15 protein-coding genes and 2 pseudogenes are annotated in these 22,083 nt (G+C 68.0%); 5 read left to right on the plus strand and 12 right to left on the minus strand.

All coding sequences use genetic code 11. The features are described from left to right. Positions 1-251: 251 nt before the first annotated feature. Positions 252-1,451 (plus strand): MFS transporter, encoded by a 1,200-nt coding sequence (locus AC06DU_RS01555; RefSeq protein ID WP_478203361.1) that lies wholly within the window; start codon positions 252-254, stop codon positions 1,449-1,451. 320 nt (positions 1,452-1,771) lie between these two features. Here AC06DU_RS01555 and gvpU read toward each other — a convergent pair whose 3' ends face one another. The 7 genes and pseudogenes from gvpU to AC06DU_RS01590 form a co-directional block, all read right to left on the minus strand. Next, positions 1,772-2,230, minus strand: coding sequence for a gas vesicle accessory protein GvpU (gene gvpU, locus AC06DU_RS01560; protein WP_024939820.1), 459 nt, complete (start codon positions 2,228-2,230; stop codon positions 1,772-1,774). 321 nt (positions 2,231-2,551) lie between these two features. Next, complete coding sequence (locus AC06DU_RS01565; protein ID WP_478203363.1) at positions 2,552-4,132, minus strand: gamma-glutamyltransferase family protein; 1,581 nt, start codon at positions 4,130-4,132, stop codon at positions 2,552-2,554. Continuing rightward, on the minus strand, positions 4,132-5,592 hold the full coding sequence (locus AC06DU_RS01570; RefSeq protein ID WP_167708232.1) for an AtzE family amidohydrolase: 1,461 nt from the start codon (positions 5,590-5,592) through the stop codon (positions 4,132-4,134). Before AC06DU_RS01570 ends, AC06DU_RS01565 begins: the two co-directional genes overlap by 1 nt. A gap of 90 nt (positions 5,593-5,682) precedes the next feature. Continuing rightward, positions 5,683-6,777, minus strand: a pseudogene (locus tag AC06DU_RS01575) (nucleoside hydrolase); the annotation flags it as partial. Positions 6,778-6,905: 128 nt separating this feature from the next. Continuing rightward, a pseudogene (locus AC06DU_RS01580) lies at positions 6,906-8,435 on the minus strand (adenosine deaminase family protein); the annotation flags it as partial. A gap of 504 nt (positions 8,436-8,939) precedes the next feature. Beyond that, positions 8,940-9,899 (minus strand): PDR/VanB family oxidoreductase, encoded by a 960-nt coding sequence (locus tag AC06DU_RS01585; RefSeq protein ID WP_478203364.1) that lies wholly within the window; start codon positions 9,897-9,899, stop codon positions 8,940-8,942. A gap of 17 nt (positions 9,900-9,916) precedes the next feature. Next, complete coding sequence (locus AC06DU_RS01590; RefSeq protein ID WP_039511158.1) at positions 9,917-10,969, minus strand: aromatic ring-hydroxylating oxygenase subunit alpha; 1,053 nt, start codon at positions 10,967-10,969, stop codon at positions 9,917-9,919. Positions 10,970-11,096: 127 nt separating this feature from the next. Here AC06DU_RS01590 and AC06DU_RS01595 point away from each other — a divergent pair, with 127 nt between their 5' ends. Both AC06DU_RS01595 and AC06DU_RS01600 read left to right on the plus strand, forming a co-directional pair. After that, a complete protein-coding gene (locus tag AC06DU_RS01595) occupies positions 11,097-12,014 on the plus strand; it encodes a LysR family transcriptional regulator (protein ID WP_016901444.1) in 918 nt (305 codons plus the stop codon). A gap of 231 nt (positions 12,015-12,245) precedes the next feature. Continuing rightward, the gene (locus AC06DU_RS01600) at positions 12,246-13,052 is read left to right on the plus strand and encodes a TatD family hydrolase (protein ID WP_046344968.1); all 807 of its coding nucleotides are present in this window, start codon (positions 12,246-12,248) and stop codon (positions 13,050-13,052) included. A gap of 18 nt (positions 13,053-13,070) precedes the next feature. Here AC06DU_RS01600 and AC06DU_RS01605 read toward each other — a convergent pair whose 3' ends face one another. Continuing rightward, positions 13,071-13,739 (minus strand): VOC family protein, encoded by a 669-nt coding sequence (locus tag AC06DU_RS01605; RefSeq protein WP_104569253.1) that lies wholly within the window; start codon positions 13,737-13,739, stop codon positions 13,071-13,073. Between the two features lie 737 nt (positions 13,740-14,476). After that, complete coding sequence (locus AC06DU_RS01610; RefSeq protein ID WP_478203366.1) at positions 14,477-15,364, minus strand: LysR family transcriptional regulator; 888 nt, start codon at positions 15,362-15,364, stop codon at positions 14,477-14,479. Positions 15,365-15,461: 97 nt separating this feature from the next. Between AC06DU_RS01610 and AC06DU_RS01615 the strand changes: the two genes are divergently transcribed. Further along, a complete protein-coding gene (locus AC06DU_RS01615) occupies positions 15,462-16,751 on the plus strand; it encodes an MFS transporter (RefSeq protein WP_039528906.1) in 1,290 nt (429 codons plus the stop codon). 64 nt (positions 16,752-16,815) lie between these two features. On the opposite strand, the gene AC06DU_RS01620 is transcribed toward AC06DU_RS01615, so the two are convergent. Beyond that, a complete protein-coding gene (locus AC06DU_RS01620) occupies positions 16,816-17,244 on the minus strand; it encodes a MerR family transcriptional regulator (RefSeq protein WP_054592096.1) in 429 nt (142 codons plus the stop codon). Positions 17,245-17,333: 89 nt separating this feature from the next. Between AC06DU_RS01620 and AC06DU_RS01625 the strand changes: the two genes are divergently transcribed. After that, positions 17,334-18,269 (plus strand): alpha/beta fold hydrolase, encoded by a 936-nt coding sequence (locus AC06DU_RS01625; RefSeq protein WP_081008575.1) that lies wholly within the window; start codon positions 17,334-17,336, stop codon positions 18,267-18,269. A gap of 118 nt (positions 18,270-18,387) precedes the next feature. Here the strand turns inward: AC06DU_RS01625 and AC06DU_RS01630 are convergent, their stop codons facing one another. Beyond that, the gene (locus tag AC06DU_RS01630) at positions 18,388-19,395 is read right to left on the minus strand and encodes a phospholipase C/P1 nuclease family protein (RefSeq protein WP_054592098.1); all 1,008 of its coding nucleotides are present in this window, start codon (positions 19,393-19,395) and stop codon (positions 18,388-18,390) included. A 101-nt stretch (positions 19,396-19,496) separates the two neighbouring features. Next, the gene (locus AC06DU_RS01635; RefSeq protein WP_478203368.1) at positions 19,497-21,980 is read right to left on the minus strand and encodes a TonB-dependent receptor; all 2,484 of its coding nucleotides are present in this window, start codon (positions 21,978-21,980) and stop codon (positions 19,497-19,499) included. Positions 21,981-22,083: the final 103 nt, after the last annotated feature.

The following is a 22,083-nucleotide window of genomic DNA, read 5'->3' on the forward strand; positions in this document are numbered from 1 at the left end:
GTGCGCATCCGCCATCTTTATCGCTGTTCACGGCCTGCGTAAGCTGCAGCACATCCAGACACGCACACGCCCGAGCCGCAGCGCCCGTTGCTGCATTGCGCCCGTCGTGCGTCGCTGCGCTGACAGGTCGATGCAGTGCATCGCTGCCTGCGGCGCATCCCCTCCGAACACCAGGTTCGCGATCGAGCGCGGCGTCAGCGCGCTTGCGGCGTGGCGTTCGTCTCGCATTCCACTTCGCACAAAGGCCCCACATGCAAGCCAGTTCGCTCGCTACCGATCCATCCTCGCGCGCCGCACCCGCCGCAACCCGCCAGACCTGGAGCGCGGTCGGCTCGATGTCGCTCTGCGTTGCGCTGCTGATCGCCTCCGAGTTCATGCCGGTCAGCCTGCTCACGCCGATCGCCGCCGATCTGCACGCCAGTGCCGGCATGGCCGGCCAGGCGATCTCGATCTCCGGCCTGTTCGCGGTGGTCGCCAGCCTGCTGATCGCACCGCTGTCGTCGCGCTTCAACCGGCGCCATGTGTTGATCGCCCTGACCGGGGTGATGCTGTTGTCGCTGCTGTTGATCGCCAATGCGCACAGCTTCGGCATGTTGATGGTGGCGCGTGCGCTGCTCGGCATCACCATCGGCGGCTTCTGGGCATTGTCCACCGCCACGGTGATGCGCATCATGCCCGAGCATGCGGTGCCCAAGGCCTTGGGCATCATATTTATTGGTAACGCAGTCGCTGCTGCATTCGCCGCGCCATTGGGCAGCTATCTGGGCGCCACCATCGGCTGGCGCGGGGTGTTCTGGGGCATGTTGCCGTTGGTTGCGCTGACCATCGCCTGGCAATGGCGCAGCCTGCCATCGATGCCTGCGCAAGGCACAACTTCGCTGGGTGGCATCGTCACCTTGTTGAAGCGTCGCTATGTGGCGCGCGCCATGCTCGCGGTGATGCTCGGATTTGCCGGTGCGTTTTCTGCGTTCACCTACTTTCGCCCGTTTCTGGAAACCGTTGCGCAGGTCGATGTGTCGCAACTGTCGTTGCTGCTGCTCGGCCTGGGCCTGGCCGGATTCGTCGGTACCTATGCCGCCACCGCGTTGGTGCCGAAGCGCTTGTTCACCCTGCTCAGCGTGCTGCCGGTCGCGCTGGGTGTAGCGACCATCAGCATGCTGCTGGCCGGTCACCTCGTGCGGGCCGTGGCCGTGGCGATGATTGCCTGGGGGACGCTCAACGCGGCGATGCCGGTGGCCTGGTCCACCTGGTTGAGCCGCTGCGTCAAGGACGCACCGGAGAGCGGCGGCGGCCTGATGGTTGCCGCAATCCAGCTCTCCATCATGCTGGGCGGGGCCGCAGGCGGCGTGCTGCTGGATCATGTGTCGATCGGCGCCACCTTTGTCGGTGCCAGCGTGTTGCTGCTGGCCTCGTCACTGGTTGCAGGGCGTGGCGATCGCTTACAGCCGTGAGGGATGGCGATCGCACGATGCGGCGCGCATTGCGCGGACGTCGGCCCGTGCCACGCAACGACGCCAGAGGCAGTGCTTGGCTCCCTCTCGCGGCGCACACCCAAGGTGTCTGCGTAGGTATTGCCGCATGGCCGGTGCTGCTGCCATCGAGCAGCGCCGGTCCGATGCCGAGAGACAACGGAAGACGTTGGCGAGCGCACCGTTGTCAGCAAGCGCAAGCGCGTGTGGCTGTTGTGCCGTCGTGGCGGACTCCTGGCGTTATCTCCAACAGTCCGATGTGAGATGACGAGCACCTCACACCAACGCGGAACTTGTCAGGCTCAATCGGCCGACAGCGATCCCAGGGTGAAGCCGGACACGGCATTGACCTTGCCGCGCCAGAGCACACCACGGTTGCTGGGCAGGGGCTGGCCGCCGGGCGAGAAGCAACGCGAGTCGATCAGGTGAATGAACTGCGGCGGCCGGCTGCTTTGCTGCGCATCTTCCTCGGTGTCGTAAATGCTGGCGTGGCTGGCAAACGCACGACGGATATCCTCTTTTTCCTCGGCATCGCCGGGGTAGGCGGCAGAGAATTCCTGCGCAAACGCCTCAAAGTACTGCTTGCCGCTGACCAGCTGGCCGGACACGATGATGCCCTCGACAAACAGCGTGATGCCGAACTGCACGTTCGAGCTGTTGACGGTTGCGACCAGCTTCTGCAGATACCAATCCAGGCTCTGGCCGTCGAACGCCAGCTTGACGTCTTCCAGGCTCGGTTGGTTGTCTTCTTGCTCTGTCATATGGCTCTCCTTGGTGGAAGGGTTGATGCGTCTGTCGAAATAAGCACGGCGACGTAGCTTACCCATCGCCATGCATGCCCAAGAAAGCAGGTGCGTCCTGTCCGGTGAACGGCGTGGTTGAGTCCGCCATCGTCGCCTTGGAGAGCATGGCCAGAGTCTATGACATGTTCACCTTGTCGGCCTGCAACTGGCTGGACTCTCGGTCCTGCGCGCTAGCCGGTGCTGGGGTGCAAGCACGCTCTGACCCGATCGCCTGATCGGCGGGCAGGGATGCCTGCCCGTCACCACGCAGGCGCAGCAAGCATCATCACGCCCCAACCATCACCACCCAGCCACCGCACCATCGGATCGCGGATCGCTTGCCCCGCTGATCACGCCATCGGCCTCGCGCACCAGCGCGCCTGCGTGTCCCATCACCGAGCTGTAGGCGGGCAACAGGTCCACCGCATGCCCGGCATCGCGCAGTGCCTGCACCAGTGCCGGATCGAAGCGGTCTTCCAGCTTGAGTGACGTGCTGTCTTCGCCCCAGGTGCGGCCAAGCAGCCAGCGTGGTGCGGTGATGGCCTGTTGCAGCGGCACGCCGAAACGCGCGTAGCGGGAGAAGATCGCCGCCTGGGTTTGTGGCTGGCCTTCGCCACCCATGGTGCCGTAGGCCATGACGCGGCCGTCGTCGAAGGTGGCCAGCGCCGGGTTGAGGGTGTGGAAGGGTTTGCGGCCCGGGGCGAGTGCGTTCCAGCCGTCGGGGGCGAGGCGGAAACTGCAGCCGCGGTTTTGCCAGGTGATGCCGGTGCGCGGCAGCACCAGGCCGGAGCCGAATTCGAAATAGGTGGACTGGATGCAGCTGACCGCGCGGCCGTGCGCGTCGATGGCGCCGAACCAGACGGTGTCGCCGGCCTGCGAGGGCTGCGGCCAGGGGAGCGCGCTGCGCATGTCGATGCGTGCGGCGAGCGCATCGAGTGCGCCACTGTCATCGAGCAGCGCCTGTGCGTCCAGCGTCATCCAGTCGGGGTCGCCGAGGTGTGCGTCGCGGATCAGGAAAGCCTGTTTGCTGGCTTCGATCAGGCCGTGGAGGTGCGCATAGCTGTCGGGCTGTGCGACCTGCAGGCGATCGAACAGGGCAAGGATCAGCAGCGAGGCCAGGCCTTGCGTGGGCGGTGCGTGGTTGTAGAGGCGTGCACCGTGGATGGCGACCGAGAGCGGTACGCTGGCGTCGGCGTGGTGGCTAGCAAGATCGTGCGCGCGTAGCGGGCTGCCGAGCGCCTGCAGGTCGGCGGCGATGTCGTCGGCCAATGCGCCGCGATAGAAACTGTCCAGGCCGTGGTCGGCCAGCCGTTGCAGGGTGTGTGCGAGCTGCGTCTGATACAGCAGTGCGCCTTCGTGCAGCGGCGTGCCGTGGGGTTCGAAGATGTCCGCGTAGGCACCGGGTTGCACGCGCAGCTCGGCCCCCTTGCTGGCAGCGATGTGCGCACCGCCCAGCGTCACCGGCACGCCGGCGCTGGCGTGGTGGATGGCGTCCTGCAACAGGCGCTGCAGCGACAGGCCGCCGCCTGCGTGCTGCAGGGCAAGCGCCCAGCCGGCGACGGTGCCGGCGACGGTATTGGCCGCGCCCGGGCCGCGCCACGGAATGCTGCTGTGGCCGCGATAGAACTCCAGTGTTGCAGCCTGTGCGGCACGGCCGCAGGCGTCGATGGCGTGCACGCGGCCGTCGGGATCGTGGATCAGCCAGAAGCCGTCGCCACCGATACCGGTCATGTGCGGGTAGACCACGGCCAGGCAGGCGGCGGTGGCGACGGCCGCTTCGATGGCATTGCCGCCGTCGCGCAGCACATCGCGCCCGGCCTGTGCGGCCAGATGGTGCGGGGCCACGACCATGCCGCAGCGTGCGCGCAAGGTGTGCAGCATCAGCGTGTCTCCGCCGGTGGGCTGAAGGCCAGCAGGCCGTCGCGTTCGAGTTGCGCGGCGAGCGCGAACAGGCGGTCTTCGCGGCCGGGTGCGGCAATCAGCTGCACACCCAACGGCAGGCGACCGGGGCGCGGCAACGGCGCGGCCAGCACCGGGCAGGCGGCCAGGCCGAGCGGCTGGGTGAAGATTCCCAGGTTGGCGCGTGCGGACACCGGCAGGCCGTCGATCTGGATGGTGTCCTGGTCGATGCGCGGTGCCACGCAGGGTGTGGCCGGCGCGATTAACACATCCACCTCGTCCCAGAGGCGCTGCATGGCGGCGCCAAACCACTGCGCGAAGCGGTGCGCATCGGCCACCGCGCTGGCTGGCAGTTGCAGGCCGGCGAGCAGGCGGTCGCGGGTGGCCGGGTCGAACCGCTCGGCCTGCGTGCTCAGGCCGGCGCGATGGCGGTGGCCGCCCTCGGCGGCGGTGAGCACGAAGGCGGCGGCGCGGGCGCGTTCTGCTTCGGGTAATTCGATGAGGGTGTTGCTGTTGCAGGCGGTCAGCAACGTGCCGAGGCCGGCATCCAGCTCGGGATCCAGGTTGCGCTGGAACCAGCCGCCCAGGCGGGCGATGCGCAGGCTGCCGGCATTGCACGACGCCAGCGGCTGACCGAGCATGACTTCATGGACGCGGCGCAGGTCGGCGATGGAGCTGGCGAACGGGCCGACCACATCCAGCGCATCGACGAAGCCGAACACGCCATCCAGCGGCAATGCGCCGTGTGTGGGACGCAGGCCATACACGCCGCACAGCGCGGCCGGGACGCGGATGGAGCCGTTGGTGTCCGAGCCCAGCGCGAACGGCACCAGCCCGGCGGCCACCGCGGCGGCCGAGCCGCCCGAGGAGCCACCGGCCAGATGACGGTGATCGTGCGGGTTGGCGGTGGTGCCGTAGTGCGCGTTGACGGTGGCGAAGCCATAGGCGAATTCGTCCATGTTGGCGGTGCCGACCAGCACCGCGCCGGCATCGCTCAGCCGTTGCACCACGGCCGCATCGCGGCTGGCGGGCGCGCACTGCGCGCGCATGACCGCGCCAGCGGTGGTGACCTGGCCGGCGACGTCGAACAGATCCTTGACCACGAACGGCACGCCGGCCAAGGCACCGCCGTCGCTGCCGCCGGCCAGCGCGGCCTGCACGCGCGCGGCATCGGCGGCGGCGCGTGCGGGCAGCAGGCGGGTGATCGCGCGCAGGCTGTCGTTGGCCTGGTTGATGCGCGTGAGCGTCTGGGTGGCAAGGCGTGCAGCCAGGGGGGGCTGGCTGCGGGTGGTGCTGACGATGGAGGCGATCAGCCCGCGCGGCGTGGTGGTGTCCGGTGCGGCGGGGCGCGGCGCGTTGAAGCTGGCGAGCAGCTGCGCGTGGCCACGCAGGACCTCGGTATTGCGATCGATGCCGGCCTGCCACTGCGCTGGGAGTTGCATGGGGTCACCTGATTGGGAGCGGGGATTCGCTCGTTGGGAGTCGGGATTGGGACGCCGCAGCCTCATCCGCGCCTCGGGCAGCTTCTCCCGAGGGGAGAGGGGGAGCGACAGGCCGACTGCTGGTGGTTGCGGCGCGGTGAGATGGTCTACCAGCAGTTGTTCGAACGCTTCGATGTCCACCGCGTGCACCACGGTCTGCGCCTGCTCGCCCAGGCCCGGTTGATAACCGGGTGCCCACGACAGGATGTCGCCGTAGCCGGCATCGAAGGCGGTGTTGGTATCGACGTAGAGCGTCTCGGTCCGTGTCGCCAGTTCGGGCCGCAGCCATACCGCGGTGGCCAGCTCGTCCCACATCGGAAAACCCGGTTCGCGGCGGCGCAAGGCATGGCCGATGCTGGTATCGGCCGCGCTCATGCGCGCCAGCAGGTCGGGCGTGAGTTCGGTCGCGGTCGATGGATCCACCGGCACCATGGTGATCCTGCGCCAGGGGGCGCGCATGACGATGCTGGCCGCTTCCGGATCCCAGCGGATATTGAATTCGCGGCGTGGCGAGTTGACGAATTCGCGTGCGAACTGCTGCGCGCTGATGCTGTTGCGTTGCTGGCGTGGGTTGAGGCTGCCGCCCATGTAGACCAGCTCACGTGCCAGCGTGGCGAAGGCCGGATCCAGCGATTGCGCAAGCGCCAGATTGGTCAACGGGCCGGTGGCAATGATGCTCACCTCGCCCGGATACTGGCGCACCATGCGCAGCATGAACAACGCGGCCGGCTCGTCGGACGCGCGCACCACGCTGGGATTGCCCAACGGCAGGTCGGGCACCACGTCGTGGGCGTGATAACGCGGCGCGCTTTGCACGGTGTCGCCATCCACCCAGTGCCTGGTCCAGGCACCTTTCCAGACCAGCTTGCCGTAGAGCGCTTCCCAACGCTCGGTGGCCAGTTCGCTGTTGAGCAGCGGATGCACCGGGCCGGGCAGCACCGGGATGTCGGGGTGACCGGCCAATTCCAGCAGGCGGCAGCTATGCGCCAGCACTTCGTCGCGCCAGATGTTGCCGCTGACCGCGCTGATGCCCAACACCTCGACCTCGGGCGACTGCAACAGCAGCAGCTGCGCGGGTGTGAAGCCGTCGATGTCGTCTTCGAGAATGACGCGGCGTCTGGATGAAGAGGTGTGCGGGTCGGTCATTGCGTCTTTGTCATGGAAGGTTGAGTGCGTTGCAGCGGCGATGGAGCGAGGGCGTTGGTAGGAGCGTGCCTGCGCGCGACGGGGGGGTACCGGTAAAGCCCGTTCGCGCTCTGGCGCGCTCCTGCATTCAACAACGTGCGCTCGTACTGGGCCAGGTCGGTTTCCAGCTGCCATTGCAGCCGGGCCTTCTCGCTACCCTGGCGGAATGCGCGACAGGCAGCATCATCGGTTTCGCGCTGCAACGCAGTGGCGCAGGCCTGCGCAGCGTTACCGCCGGCATCCCACAGGCTGGTGCCCGGCAGGAAGCTGTAGGTCAGGCCGTTGCGGGCGAGCTGTTTGAGCGTGGGGTAATCGATGCCCTGTTCCTGCATCGCGCGTTGATATTCGTGGGTCATGTCCGCGCGGGAGACGCCGGCATCGTCGGTGGACAGCACCACCGGCACGCCGGCGCGCAGATACATCGCCAGCGGATGTGCGGGGCCTTTGACGCCGAGGATCACATCGTTGCTGGTGAGGTTGATCTCCACCGCAACCTGCTGGCGGCGCATGCGCTGCAGCAGGCCGTCGGCGTCGTCTTCATAAGGCAGGTCCACGCCATGACCGATGCGGCGCGCACCGGCGTCCACCGCCTGGCGGATATGCGAGCGCAGTTGCGCCGGCGGCACCAGGCCCAGGGCCAGCTCGCCGGCATGCAGGGACAGCGGCACGTCGGGATAGCGCGCGGCAAAGAAGCGGAACATCGCCATGTGCCGCGCGTAATCGGCCAGCGCCACCGGGTTGTCTTCGGGCGCGACGATGTTCAACGCCACCGCGCGGCTGCCGCCGGTGGCGATCAGCGCATGCGCCAGCGCCATCTGCCCGAACACCATCGGCTGCGGCAACACGCGCAGCACGTAAGGCACGTAGCGGTAGGTGACCTGGCAGCCGGGACGTGCATCGGGCTGGTCGCAGTGCAGCACGCGGCGCACCTGGGCATCGGTGTCGGCAAGCGCGCGTTGTGCGGCCTGCACCAGCGGCGGCAAGGCATCCTGCAAGGCGCGCAGGTTGGCCGCGTCGTCGTCGCCCTTCCAGGGCAAGGACTGCATCTGTCTGGCCGCCTCATCCATCTGCGGTGGGTTGGCGATGATTTCCACATAGGGCACGCGGTCGCGTGCGGCCTGCTCCAGCACCGCGGCCACGGTGTCGGCAACGCGCGCGCGCACCACCGCGTCGAACTTGCCGAAGGTGCCGAAGAACTGGCCGTGTCCGGTGGGTTGCGACGGGCTGGGCAGGAACTTGCGCATCGACAAGGCATCCACCACCCGGCCATACAGCGCGGCATTGCGCGTTGCCAGGTCGCGTGCCGGCTCCTGGCCGTTGCCACACGGCGGCGCGCGCAGGCTTAGGTCGTCCAGCTGCACGCAGGCGCCATCTTCGCTGGCCCACTGCAGGTAGTCCTCGGCATACACCGAACCGGACAGATGGTTATGCAGGTCGCCGCCCTTGGGCATCGCCTGCAGCCAGGCACGCAGCTGCGCAGGCTGATCGGCGGCGGTGCGCAGCAGCTGCGCCACCTGCTGCTCGCGTTGCTGTGCAGGGGTGGCTTGGCTGCGTGCCTGTGCGGCGGTGGGCAACAACAGGCATAGCGCCACAATCAGACTGCGATGAACGATGGACATGCGATGGAAAGCTCGAAAAGAACGGCAATGGCGCGAGTACGCCGCCGGTAGATGCGAAGCATGCCTTGCATGCGTGGTGGACGGCCAGCGCTGGAGTGGTTTTTTGCTGGTGCTGAAAGTCGTGTTGGTGGGCGGACGCCTGGGCGAGGTTGCAAGGCGGCTTAGTGCTACATGAGGCAACGCGCCACCAGCAATGCCTGCGGATCGACAAGCGCTGCTTCGTCGCTTGCGAATCTCCCGCAGCGTCCTGCACATCGGCATGCCGGGCCTACTGCTGCACACCAGCGCAGCGCAGACAGGCGCGCTGCAGCGACCAGGCCGCTTTTGGCAGCGGGCACGCGATGTACGGGTGATGCACTGCGGCGGCGTGCAGGTCATGACGATCGGCGGCACAACGCATCGTCATCTGCAGTGCTCACCAATCGCACTGGCAGGACCATCGACATGGGGGAATAGCCGCACTCGCGGCAGCGCTGCATATGCGTCTGCCGCACACAGACCGCCTCAAAGATCCAGCACCAGCCGCGACGAGCGGCTACGCGAACAGCACAGCGTGATCTGCCGGTTCTGCGCGTGTTCGCTGTCGCTGAGCACACTGTCGCGGTGATCGGGGGTGCCCGCCAGAACGCCGGTCAGGCAGGCGCCGCACATGCCCTGCTCGCAGGACAGCGGCACCTCGATGCCAGCGTCCAGCAGGGCGCTGGCGATGCTGCAGCCGGCCGGCACCTGCACCACGCGGCCGCTGGCGGCCAGCTCCACTTCGAAGGCGCTGTCGGCAGCGTGGGCGATGCCGGGCTCTGCGGCGGCGAAGTGTTCGCGGTGCAGTTGCTCCGCCGTCCAGCCGTGCGCCCTGGCAAGCAGCGTGTAGTGGTCCATGAAGGCGGCCGGCCCGCACAGGTACAGCTGGTCGCGCGCACGCGCCTGGCCCAATTCCTCGGGCACATGCACGCGCGGGCTCTCGCCGCCGTCGCTCAGATGCACCTGCACCTGGCCGTGCGCGAAGCCCTGCTGCAGCCGCTGCCCGAACGCCACGTCGGCGTGCCGGCGGGCGTAGTAGTGCAGCACGAAGGGTTCGCCGCGCGCTTCCAGCGCTTCGGCCATCGACAGCAGCGGGGTGATGCCGATGCCGGCGGCCAGCAGCACGTGGCGCTCGCCCGGATGCAGCGGAAACAGGTTGCGCGGTGTGGAGATACGCAGGCGGTCGCCGGTGCTCAGCTGCTCGCACAGATGCCGCGAGCCGCCGCGCGAGGCGTCGGCCAGCTTCACGCACAGCAGGTAGTGGTCGCGCACATGCGGTGCGCTGGCGATCGAGTACTGGCGGATCATGCCGTCGGGCAGATGCAGGTCCACATGCGCGCCGGCCTCGAAGGCCGGCAATTCCGCGCCGACCGGCTCCAGCCGGATCGCGCGCTGGCGATGGCCCTGGTCGAAGACCTCGGCAACGCGGACCTCGTGCAACTGCATGGCGTGCTCCTTGGCGGTCAGCGCAGGAAGAAGTCGCTATAGCCCTGGCTGCGCAGGCCACGGCGATAGGCGATGGAACTGCGGTCGGCCGGGATATGCACTTCCAGCAGCGGGTCCAGCGGCAGGTATTCCGGGCGCTGCGCCTCGACCATGGCGCGGTCTTCCTCGAACACGCGCAGGTTGAAGGCGTGCACGTCCTCCACCGGCAGATGGGTGTCGAAGTTGCGTGCGATCGGCACCAGCAGGCGCGTCTTGTGCTTGGACACCGGGCTGGCCGCGTTCATGATCACCAGCCGCTTGCCCGGCACCGGGAAGTGGATGGTGAGGGTGGCGGTGAACGGCAGATGCACCTCGAAATGGCGCAGCCACTGGAAATCCGGGTCCACGTCCGGCAGCGGCATGTCCACCGAATAATTGGCCACCGAGCTCAGGTAGTCGGCATTGAAGCCGGTCGGCGTCTCGGTGGTGGTGTAGGCCGGCACCTCGCGCTTGTCCGGCTGGGCAAAGGTGGCGGTGTGCACGAAGGCGAAATGCGCCACGTCGATGAAGCCCTCCAGCTGGCGCGCGGCACTGCCGCCGATGTCGAAGGCCGGGCAGACGATCTGCTGGAAGCCGTCCTCGTCCCAGCCGGGCATCGGCGGAATCTGCACCTCGGCCGCGCTGACGCCAGCCGGTTTGGCCAGGCACACCCAGATCAACCCGTAGCGCTCGGCCACCGCGTAGGTGTGCAGGCGCATCTTGGCCGGGATGTTCTGGCTGGGGCTGGCGGGGATGTGGTTGCAGCGCCCGCCCGAACCGAAGCGCAGCCCGTGGTAGGCGCAGACCACGCCGCCGCCATCGGCGGTGCCCATGCTCAGCGGCACGCCGCGGTGCGGGCAGACATCGCGCGCGGCCACCAATTCCTCGCCTAGCCGGTACAGCACCAGCGGCTCGTCCAGCAGGGTGGCCTTGAACGGCGCCTGCCCGACCTCGCTGCTCAGCGCCACCGCGTGCCAGTGCTGGGCCAGGCGCTGCCAGTCGGCGGCCTCGAAGGTGCAGTGCAGCGGCAGGGCGGGGACGGCGACATCCATGGGTCCAGTCTCTGGCGTAGGGCGGGAGCGGTGCCGGATTGACTCTAGGAAGCCGGGGGTGTGTTATCAAACATCGATTTTCAGCCAAGCCATTGCAAAAAATGCAACGCCAACCGAGCCCCACCGCATGCTGACCTTTTCCCGCTTCACCCGTTACTTCATCGAAGTGGCCCGCTGCGGCAGCATCCGCAAGGCTTCTGACGTGCTGCACGTGTCGGCCTCGGCGATCGACCGTCAGATCCTCAAGGCCGAGGAAGAGCTGGGCGCGCAGCTGTTCGAACGCCTGCCCGGCCGGCTGCGGCTGACCGCCGCCGGCGAGCTGCTGCTGGTGGACGTGCGCGGCTGGGAGAAGGCCTACGCCCGCACCCTGGAGCGCTTTGACGAGCTCAAGGGGCTGCGCCGCGGGCACGTGGAGATCGCCATGATCGACGCGCTCAGCGAGGGCGTGGTGCCGGAGGCGGTGGCGGCGCTGGTGCAGGAGTACCCCGGCATCACCTTCAACCTGTCCACCGCGCGCAACCAGCGGGTGATGGAAATGGTGACCTCGGCCGACGTGGATATCGGCCTGCTGCTGGACCCGGTGAGCAGCGTGGACCTGGAGGTGCGCGCCTTTGCCGACATCCCGTTGGGGATTGCGATGCCGGTCGGTCACCCGCTCAGCACCCGCACCGAGCTGCAGCTGAGCGAAACGCTGGAACACCGCCTGCTGCTGCCGGCCGCCCCGCTGATCGTCGGCGAGCATGCCAAGGTGCTGTACCAACGCCAGCACATCGACGTGAAGCGGCTGACCCACTGCAACGATGTGCGCACCCTGCGCGGGCTGGTGCGCGCCGGTGCCGGCGTGGGCCTGATGTCGTGGCTGGACGCCGCGCCGGATGTGGCCGACGGCCGTCTGGCGTTCGTGCCGTTCCGTCGCCACCTGACCAAGCCGATGACGCTGGCGCTGTGCGTGGCCCCGCAGCGCCAGCTGTCGCGCTCGGCGCTGCTGACGATCCAGGCGCTGGCGGCGAAGATCGATGCGATGGTGGTGCCGGTGGTGGGTTGAACCCCTCTCTCTCCTGGAAGAAGGGAGCAAAGCCCCTCGCCTGCGGGAGAGGGGTTGGGGTGGGGGACGGGGCGACGCCACATTGGGTGGTTGGTCATGCGAGGCTCCGCTCGCACCCGCATCCGGCGCTGCGCGCCAGCTTCTCCCGGCGGAAGAAGGGATGCGAAGCGCTAAGCGCACACAACCCCCACTCGTTACACTTGCCCGGCTCTCCCCACACGACACCGCAGCATGCAGTTGATCGATATCGGCGCCAACCTCACCCACGACTCCTTCGACCGCGACCGCGACGCCGTGCTGCAACGCGCACGCGAGGCAGGCGTTGCGCAATTGGTGATCACCGGTGCCAGCCGCGAGCATTCGCCGCTGGCCTTGCAGCTGGCCCAGCAGCATCCCGGATTCCTCTACGCCACCGCCGGCGTGCACCCGCACCACGCAGTGGAGTTCACCGCCGAATGCGAGGCCGAAATGCGCACGCTGCAGGCGCACCCGCAGGTGGTGGCGGTGGGCGAATGCGGGCTGGATTATTTCCGCGATTTCGCCCCGCGTCCGGCCCAGCACAAGGCCTTCGAGCGCCAGCTGCAACTGGCTGCCGACAACGGCAAGCCGCTGTTCCTGCATCAGCGCGAGGCGCACGACGATTTCCTGTCGATCATGCGCAGCTTCGACGGACGGCTCGGCCCGGCGGTGGTGCATTGCTTCACCGGCAGCCGCGAAGAACTGTTCGACTACCTGGACCGCGATTACTACATCGGCATCACCGGCTGGCTGTGCGACGAGCGCCGCGGCCTGCATCTGCGCGAGCTGGTACGCAACATCCCGGCCAACCGCTTGATGATCGAAACCGATGCGCCGTATCTGCTGCCGCGCACGCTCAAGCCAATGCCCAAGGACCGCCGCAACGAGCCGATGTTCCTGTCGCATATCGTCGAAGAACTCGCACGCGATCGTGGCGAGGAGGTGGCGCTGACCGCGGCCAACAGCACCGCGGCGGCGCGGGCGTTCTTCCGTCTGCCCGCGCCTGCAGCGGCGGCATGACCTGCGCGGCGTGGGCGATCACGCCGCCAGCAACTCCCAGCCCTGCGCATCGCGCAAGCGCAGCCCCGGTTGCGGTGCATCCACGCTGACCCGCACGCCGCTGGCCCACGGCAGCTGCCGCTGCTGCGGAAACCAGCGCCGCGCCTGATCGACCACGATCAACAAGCCATCATCGTCGCCCAGCGCGGCAAAGCCCTCGAGCGCCGGCGCAAACGGCCGCACGCCGAAGTGATGGGCGACACTGCTGGTCACCACCGCGACATCGTTGCTGGGTAAGCCGATCTCGCTCACGCACAGCAACTCGTCACCGTGGAACGCACCGTCGCCGGTGGCCACGTCCTGCACCGCCCGACGCGCGATCAACTCGAGTACCGCGCCATCGGGGCCGGCGAAATACACCGATCGCGACTGCCATACGCCGTCCAGTTGAAACTGCCGGCGGCCATGTGGATCGGCAAGTAGCTTGCTGCGCTCGCCGATCCACTGCGCAGCGGCGTCGAAGCGCGACGGCGCTACGTTGAACGCCAGATGCACGCTGCCCACCGGCTGCTGTGCCTGCACGCATTCCAGGCTGCTCCAGCCGATGCGAATGCTGTTGCCGTGCTGCGGCAGCTGCAGTACCTCGCGATAGAAGCGCAGGCTGAGGTCGGGGTCCAGGCAGGGCAGCAACAGATGGCGAAGATGCATGGCGGGCGCAGGTGATGGAAGGTGCAGGCATTGAACGACCTCAATCGCGGTTGAGGTCAAGCGGTGTACCTGGATGGTGTTATCCGGATTCGGCAGGGCACCTGCGCGCGCTGGCAACGTGCATGCTGTCTGCAGCGAAGGCCCTGGCCGGGATGATGTCGCCACGCAAGCAGTATCGCGGGCATGCGTGCTTCCACAGGATCAATGACTTCGGGTGCGGCTGAGGGTGTGTGGATCAGACCTCGGCTCAAGAGAACCAGCGCCACCGCTGGTGGCAGGCAACCCAATCCAACATCTTTCCGCCCGGGCAGGTGTAGGAGCGCACCTGTGCGCGAGGGCCTTACCGGGAGAGCCACATCGCGCACGGGTGCGCTCCTACAAAAAACCGTGGTGCTGTCGGCTCGAGATCAGCCGGGCTCACAGCACTGCCGCCAGGGCCAGCCTGGCCAGCGGCGTTTGGCCCTCTGCTGTCAGGTAGGAGCGCACTTGTGCGCGAGGGCGTTACCGGGAGAGCCACATCGCGCACGAGTGCGCTCCTACAACAACCTTGGTGCTCTCGGCTCAGGATCAGCCGGGCTCACAGCACTTCCGCCAGCGCCAGCCTGGCCAGCGGCGTTTGGCCCTCTGCTGTCAGGTAGGAGCGCACTTGTGCGCGAGGGCGTTACCGGGAGAGCCACGTCGCGCACGGGTGCGCTCCTATAACAACCGTGGTGCTGTCGGCTCAAGATCAGCCTGGCTCACAGCACTTCCGCCAGCGCCCACAGATGCTGGACCAGTGGCGCGGTGTCCAGGGCGCCCGGCGCGACTGCCAGGGCCAGCCGGGCCAGCGGCATCTGGCCTTCGATATCCAGATAGCGCACGCCGGGCAGCTGCAGCTGCGCAGTGGAGGCCGGCACCACCGACACGCCCAGTTCGGCGGCGACCAGGTTGACGATGGACGACATCTGCGGCGCCTCCTGGGTGATGCGCAGGGTCACGCCGGATTGCCGGCAGGCGGCGAGGATCTCGTCGTACAGGCTGGACCCGAAGCTGCGCGGGAACAGGATGAACGGCTCGCCCGCCAGCGCCGCCAGTGGCGCGCTGTTGCGGGCGGCCAGCCGATGCGCGGTGGGCACGGCGATCTTCATCGGTTCGTCGGCAAAGCGCAGCAGTTGCAGGTCGGGCGGCGTGCTCAGGCCGTAGCGCACGAAGGCCGCGTCCAGGCGGCCATCGGCCAGGGCCAGCAGCAGCCCGGCAGTGTTGGTTTCTTCCAGCAACAGCTCGACCTGCGGCCATTGCCGGCGAAAGGCGCGGATCAGGTGCGGCACCACCGGGTTGAACGCGGCCGAGGCGGTGAAGCCCAGCCGCAGCCGGCCGGATTCGCCGCGCGCCACCCGCCGTGCGGTTTCCGCGGCGCGCTCCACATCGGCGAGCACGCGGCGCACCTCGACCAGGAAGGCCTCGCCAGCCGGGGTCAGCTCGGCGCCGCTATGGGTGCGCCGAAACAGCGGCGTGCCCAGATCGCGCTCCAGCGCCTGGATCTGCTGGCTCAACGGCGGCTGGCCAATGCCGACCCGCGCTGCGGCGCGGGTGAAGTTGCCCTCCTCGGCGACCGCCAGGAAGTAGCGCAGGTGGCGAAGTTCCATGCTATCTGTTCTGCATATGGCAACTGCCAGGATCATATATTGGACAGGGGGTCAGCGCAGGCGAATACTCGCCGTCCCACGTCTCGATGCTGCGCCTGTGTCCTCTCCTGATCGCCGCACCGGCAGCCTGCCGGGCGCCACCGCTGGCCCTGCCGACAACGCCGCCGCCGCCGATGCGCCGGCCAGCGGCCGCATCCGCCTGGCCCTGTTCCTGGCCGGCTTTGCCACCTTCTCGCTGCTGTACAGCGTGCAGCCGGTGCTGCCGGAGTTTGCACGCGCTTTTGGCGTGGACGCGGCCACCGCCTCGCTGCCGTTGTCGCTGGCCACCGGCGCGCTGGCCCTGGCGATCTTCTGTGCCGGCGCAGTGTCGGAGAACCTGGGCCGGCGCGGGTTGATGTTCGTATCGATCGCACTGGCCGCGGTGCTCAACCTGGTCGCCGCCTTCCTGCCGCACTGGGGCGCGCTGGTGCTGGTGCGCACCTTGTCCGGTATCGCGCTGGGCGGGGTGCCGGCGGTGGCGATGGTGTATCTGGGCGAGGAACTGCCGGCCAACAAGATGGGCGCGGCCACCGGCCTGTATGTGGCCGGCAATGCCTTCGGCGGCATGAGCGGGCGCATCGTGATGAGCGTGCTGACCGACCACTACGACTGGCGCACCGCACTGGCGGTGTTGAGCGTGTTCGACCTGCTGTGCGCGCTGGCGTTCTTCTGGTTGCTGCCGCCGTCGCGCAACTTCGTGCGCCGGCACGGCATCAACCTGCGCTTCCATCTGCGCGCCTGGGCCGGGCATCTGCGCGACCGCAACCTGCCGTTCCTGTTCGCGCTGCCGTTCCTGTTGATGGGCGTGTTCGTCTGCCTCTACAACTACGCCGGCTTCCGGCTGGGCGGGCCGGAATTCGGCCTGAGCCAGAGCCAGATCGGCATGATCTTCAGCGCCTATGTGTTCGGCATCGTCAGTTCGTCGGTGGCCGGTGCGGCGTCGGACCGTTTCGGGCGCGGCCCGGTGGTCACCACCGGCATCGTGTTGTGCGTCCTCGGCGTGGCGCTGACCCTGGCGCATGTGCTGGCGCTGGTGGTGGCCGGCATCGTGTTGCTGACGATCGGCTTCTTCATCGCGCATTCGGCGGCCAGCGCCTGGGTGAGCCGGCTCGGCGGTGCGCACCGCAGTCACGCCGCATCGCTGTATCTGCTGGCGTATTACGCCGGCTCCAGCGTGATCGGCGCGCTTGGCGGCTGGTTCTGGCAACACGGTGGCTGGGGCGCGCTGGTCGGCATGTGCCTGACCTTGCTGGCGCTCGCCTTCGCCGCGGCCTACGTGCTGCGCCAGCGCGCCGATGACACGCGGCCGTACGGGCGCTTTGCGCCGCATCCTGCACGCGGCGAGTGACGCGGTTCGACCGCCGCGTGCAAGCGCGACTGGCTGCACGACTGCGCGGTGTCTGTCAGCCGCTCTAGCGCGCCCGCTTGCTGCGTCTGGTCTGCGCTGCAGGCGGCAGCATGGTCGCGGCATCCGCCGCACCCTGCGCCAGGATTTCCAGCAAACGCGCACGGCGCCGCTCCAGGTCGGCCAGCTGGCGCTCGATCAGCTGCAGGCGTGCCCGATGCGCCTGCGCGGTTTCCGGGCACATCTGCGCGCCTTCCACCAGACGCATGCAATCGGGGAAGCCGAGGATGTCGTCCAGGCTGAAGCCGGTGGCGATCAGCCGCCGGATCTGCCGCACCTGCGCAACGCAGGCGGCGGGAAACACCCGGTAGCCGTTGGCGCTGCGCGAGGAGGTCAGCAGCCCATGCGCGTCGTAGTGGCGAAGCGAGCGCACGCTGGCGCCGGTCTGCAGCGCCAGCGCGCCAATGCTCAGTGAGGGTTCGGACGATGTGGCCATGCGCCCAGCATACGTTGCACGCAACGCTTGACCCTCACATTGGTGTGAGGCTCGAGGATGGTGGCTCCCATTGTCTGGAGCTCACTCCGATGCCTGTTCGCTTTCTCCCCATCATTGGCATGTTGCCGATGCGCTACCTGCTGGTTTGCCTGCTGCTGTTTTTCTCAACATCGGCTGCCGCAGGTCCGGCGGTCACCCCGGCGTCGCGCAGCTACACCGTCACCGCGCCTGACGGCGTGGCCCTGGCCGTGCAGGAGCATGGCGCCACCGATGGCCGGGCAATCGTGTTCGTGCACGGGCTGCTCGGCAGCCGCATCGATTGGGACGCGCAGCTGGCCGATCCGCGCCTGCAAGGCTATCGCTTGATCACCTACGACCTGCGCGGGCATGGGCTGTCCGGCAAGCCGGCGGCAGCGTCCGCGTATCGGGACGGCATGCGCTGGGCCGACGACCTTGCCGCCGTGGTGAAGGCCGCAAACGCGCGCGATGCGGTGCTGGTGGGTTGGTCGCTGGGCGGTGCGGTGATCAGCAACTACCTCACCCGTTACGGCGACGAAGGGCTTGGCGGCGTGGTGTATGTCGATGGCGTGATCGAACTGCGCGCAGAGCAACTGGGCGCGCATCCGGCGATCTATCGCGATCTGGTCTCCGACGACCTGCGCACGCACCTGCAGGCGGTGCAGGACTTCCTGCGGCTGTGTTTTGCCACCCAGCCTCCGGCGCCAGTGTTTGAAACCTTGCTGGCCAACGCGTCGCTGGCCTCGTGGGACATGCAGCGTGCCGTGCAGGGCATGTCGATCGACGTTGCCGGCCTGCAACGCACGCAGCTGCCGGTGCTGCTGATGTACGGCGCGCGCGATGCACTGGTGACCACCGGGCCGACGCTGGCGCGTGCACGGCAGTTGCAGCCGCGTGCGCAGACGGTGCTGTATCCCAACGCCGGGCATGCCCCGTTTCTGGAAGACAGCCCGCGCTTCAATCAGGATCTGCTGCGCTTTGTCGAACAGGCCGCCAACGCCCACTGACGCGGCGTGACGGCACGCACGATCCGTAGGGCGCGCTGCGCTGCCGCCCCGCGCAGCGCCCGTTGGTGCCGCGCGGGTCGGCACACCGATGGCGGCACACCCATGTCGCCATCGGCGGTTAAAGCGTGGGCGAGGTGCTGGCAGGTGCAGATCCGGTCGCCGGGTCGTACTGCGGATGGCGTGGGTCCATGCTGGGTGGCGTGGAGGTACCGGGCTGCTGCGCGCTTTCGCGCCAGGCGCGCACCAGCAGGTCGCGCAGCATCGCCGCGCCGTCGCCGGCGGTGCGATAGACCATCGCGCGGCCGTCGCTGCTGGATGCGTCGTCGAAGGCGCCGGCCTTTTCCAGGCGATAGACCTGCTCGACACGGCCGGTGCCGATGTCGAGAAAGCCCAGGATCTGCTCGAACACATCGCCATCCTGGTGCGCCAGGGCCGGCATGCGGCTCAGCAGGTCCTGCGGGGTCAGCGCAATCTTCTCCACGTAATCGCTCTCGAACTTGCCGTGCACCTTCGGGTCGGTGCTGTAGCCGTGCGGGTTCGGCCCCTGCCAGCCGTCGTGATGGATGCTGTCGTGCTGCGGCTGCGCGCCATCGCCGATGTAGTGCGCAAACCAGCTGACGTAGAACGCGCAGTTGCGTTCGAGCTCTCGGGTGTCCTGGCCCTTGGCGCGCAGCGTGCGCAGCTGCCGCATGGTCGCCACGATGCGTTGGTAGCCTTCGGTGGCGGCGTACGGCAAGGTGCCGGCCCAACGCACGTTCATGCGCTGCGCCAGTTGCGGGTCGCTGCCGGCGATGCGCCGCTGTTCGTCATACAGCGCCAGCACGAAGGCGTAGCGCGATCGCGGCGGGTGCTGCATGAAGGCGAACTGCTCGCGGAACCAGCCGTGGTTGGGGTCTTCTTCGATCTTGAGGAAGGGTTCGCTCTCGCTGCGCCAGCCGTCCGGCAGCGTGGCGCCGTCGGCGATCACCTGCGCGTACTGCTTGAGGAAGACCGGGCCGTCGTCGGGCAGCGCCTGCACGGCGGCGCTGTCGATGGCGGCATGCGCGCGGTGGCCCCAGGCGGCGGCATCGCCGGAACACGTCGCTGCTGCAACCAGCAGCGCACAGGCAAGACGGGAAGCTGTCATGGCAGTCCTTGTGGCCTGCAGCGCGTCTGCGGCGCTACAGGCGATGGATCGGGAAGTGGAGCGCTGGCATCGAGGCTGCGACACCCCGGACGCCGGCGCACTCAGAAGTGGTAGGTCACCACCAGCCGCGAGTTGCGCTCGTAGATCGGCCGGCCGTAGATCGGTGCGCGCGTGCCCTGGCCGGAGATGGTGTCGGTGCGCGGGTTGCCTTCGGTCAGCGCAAAGGTGTTGGTCAGGTTGTCCACCGACAGCTGCACGTCCCACGGCCCGTTGCGCACCAGGATGTTGGCCGCCAGGGTGTCGTAGGCGGCCAGCTCGGTGGTGTTTTCCAGGTCGGCGTAGCGCTTGCCCACATAGGCGTAGCGCAACGAGGTTTCCCAATCGAACGCACCGGTGGTGAACAACAGCGTCGGGCCGGCATTGCCGTACAGCTTCGGCTGGCGGTTGGGCATGTTGCCGTCCACGTCGACCACGGCCACTGCGCCATTGGCCACCACTTCGGTCAGGTCGGACACCTTGGTGTCGTTGTAGGTCAGGTTGGCATCAAAACGTAGCCACTGCGCCGGCGTCCACACCGCCGCCAGTTCGATGCCGGGGTTGGTGACGCTGCCGCGGTAGTCCTTGGATTCGGCCGCGCCGGTCTGCGGATTCACCGCGCTGGTGCCGATGTTGTACGGGTCGTACTTGGTGTAGAAGGCGGTGGCGAACACATCCAGCGTGTCGAAGTTGAGCTTGGTGCCGAGCTCGAACTGGTCGGCGGTGGGGATGTTGACGTTGCCCTCGTTGGAGCCCTCGCTGGGCGCGCGGTGCGCACGCGAGGCGCGGCCGTAGATGCCGACGGTGGGATTGATGTCGTAGTTGAAGCCCGCGGTCCAGTTGGTCACGCCCACGTCCAGCGCGGTGTGCGCGCGGGCCCCGGTGAACAGGCGCGCGGCATCGTCGGCCAGGGTGTCGGCCATGCCCAGGTTGCCGGTGCTGCGCAGCATGCTCCAGGCGCGGTAGCGGTAGCGCTCGTGACGTACGCCGGCTTCCAGGCGCAGCTTGTCGGTCACCTGCCAGGTGTCGGCGATATAGGGCGCCAGCATGCTGGTGTAGGCCTTGCCCTGGGTGCGGTCGGCGCCGTAGATCACCACGCCGTCCTTGGTTACGCCTCCGACCACGTTGCCGGTCGCGTCGTAGCCGAGCAGGTCGATCGTGCGCGGGTTCTGCCGCATCTCCAGCAGATAGCTCTGGTAACGCGAATTGTAGGAACGCGCGTAATAGGCGCCGTACACGCCGAGCGTGATGTCGTGGCTGTCGCCGCCCCAGTCGAAGCGGCGATGCAGGCGCAGGTCGTCGGCGAACGAATCGGCGCGCACGTTCATGGCGCGGTACTGGCCCTGGATCACCAGGCCGTCGGTGCTGGCCGGATCGAAGCGGCTGCCGTCGTCGGTGTAGACGTAGCCCAGCGAGCTCAGGCCGGGAAACGCGGCGCTGGCGGCGGCGCGGCGGCTGTTGGCATACGCGGCGGCGTCCTGCGGCGCATTGCTGGAATACAGCGCGTCGAAGGTCATGTCCAGGCGATTGACGATGGCCTTGTTGGACAGGCTCCAGCCGTTGTCGAAGGCCAGGTCCAGGTTGGCGCCCAGATGGTTGAACTTCATGTGGCGGCCATCGGACAGGTCGCGCAACTCGCGCTGCGGCGCGCCGTTGGCATCGCTGGAGACGATGCTGGCGCGTTTCAGCTGCGCGCTGCTCAAGGTGCCGGTGAAGCGGTCGATCAACGGGTCCAGCGAACGCGCGGTGTCGCGCGGGTCGTACAGCGGGATCGGCATGTAGAACGCGTTCTTGTCGTCCAGATGCTTGGCGGTGAAGGTCAGCTTGCCGTGCTCCAGCGTGTGCGTGAGGTTCATGCGGAACTGCCCGCCCTCGTCGGCCGGAAAGCCCACGTCGCGGTAGCCATCGTTGCGCCGCACGAAGCCGCCGGCAGCCAGATACCAGCCGTCGGCAAGTTTGCCCGACCAATAGCCATCGAGCCGATACAGCCCGGTGTCGCCGACGGTGGTGCGCACTGCGCCTTCGGGGGTGTCGCCGCCCTGGCGGGTGACGAAATTGACGATGGCCGCGGCATTGGAAGCGAAGATCGGCGACGGCCCGCCGCGTACGGTTTCCACCGATTCGACCATCAGGTCCGGGCGCACCAGGCCTTCGGTCTTGTAGAAGTAGCCGTTGTTGTCCGGGTAGGGGCTGATGCCGTCTTCCTGGATCACGGCAAACGAGCCTTCGTCGGGAATGCCGCGGATGCGGTAGACGTTCTGCACTTCGCCGCCGGTGGATTCGGCATAGATGCCGGGCATCGAGCCGATCAGGCTGGCCAGGTTGAGCGGGGCCAGCTTGTCGATCTGCTCGGCGGTCAGTGCAGTGATCGCATACGAGGCGTCGAACTGGTTCTGGGCCTGGCCGGCGCCGGTGACGATCATCCGGTCCAGCGAGAAGATGCCGTCCTCGCCCTTGCGGGTGGCAGGCGTGGCGGGTGCGGCCTCCTGCGCGAGCGCGGGGGTGGCCAGGGTCAGTGCAAGCAGGACGGCGAGCGGACGACGCGACACGGCACGACGCACTCCGGAGCGCGTCCGGATGTGGGTGTAGGGCATGGCAGGAGTGGGGTCAGCGGGGGAGCTGCCCACTGTCGCGGCGCCATGTTTCCGCAGC

It is taken from the genome of Xanthomonas sp. NCPPB 3200, from assembly GCF_056393585.1.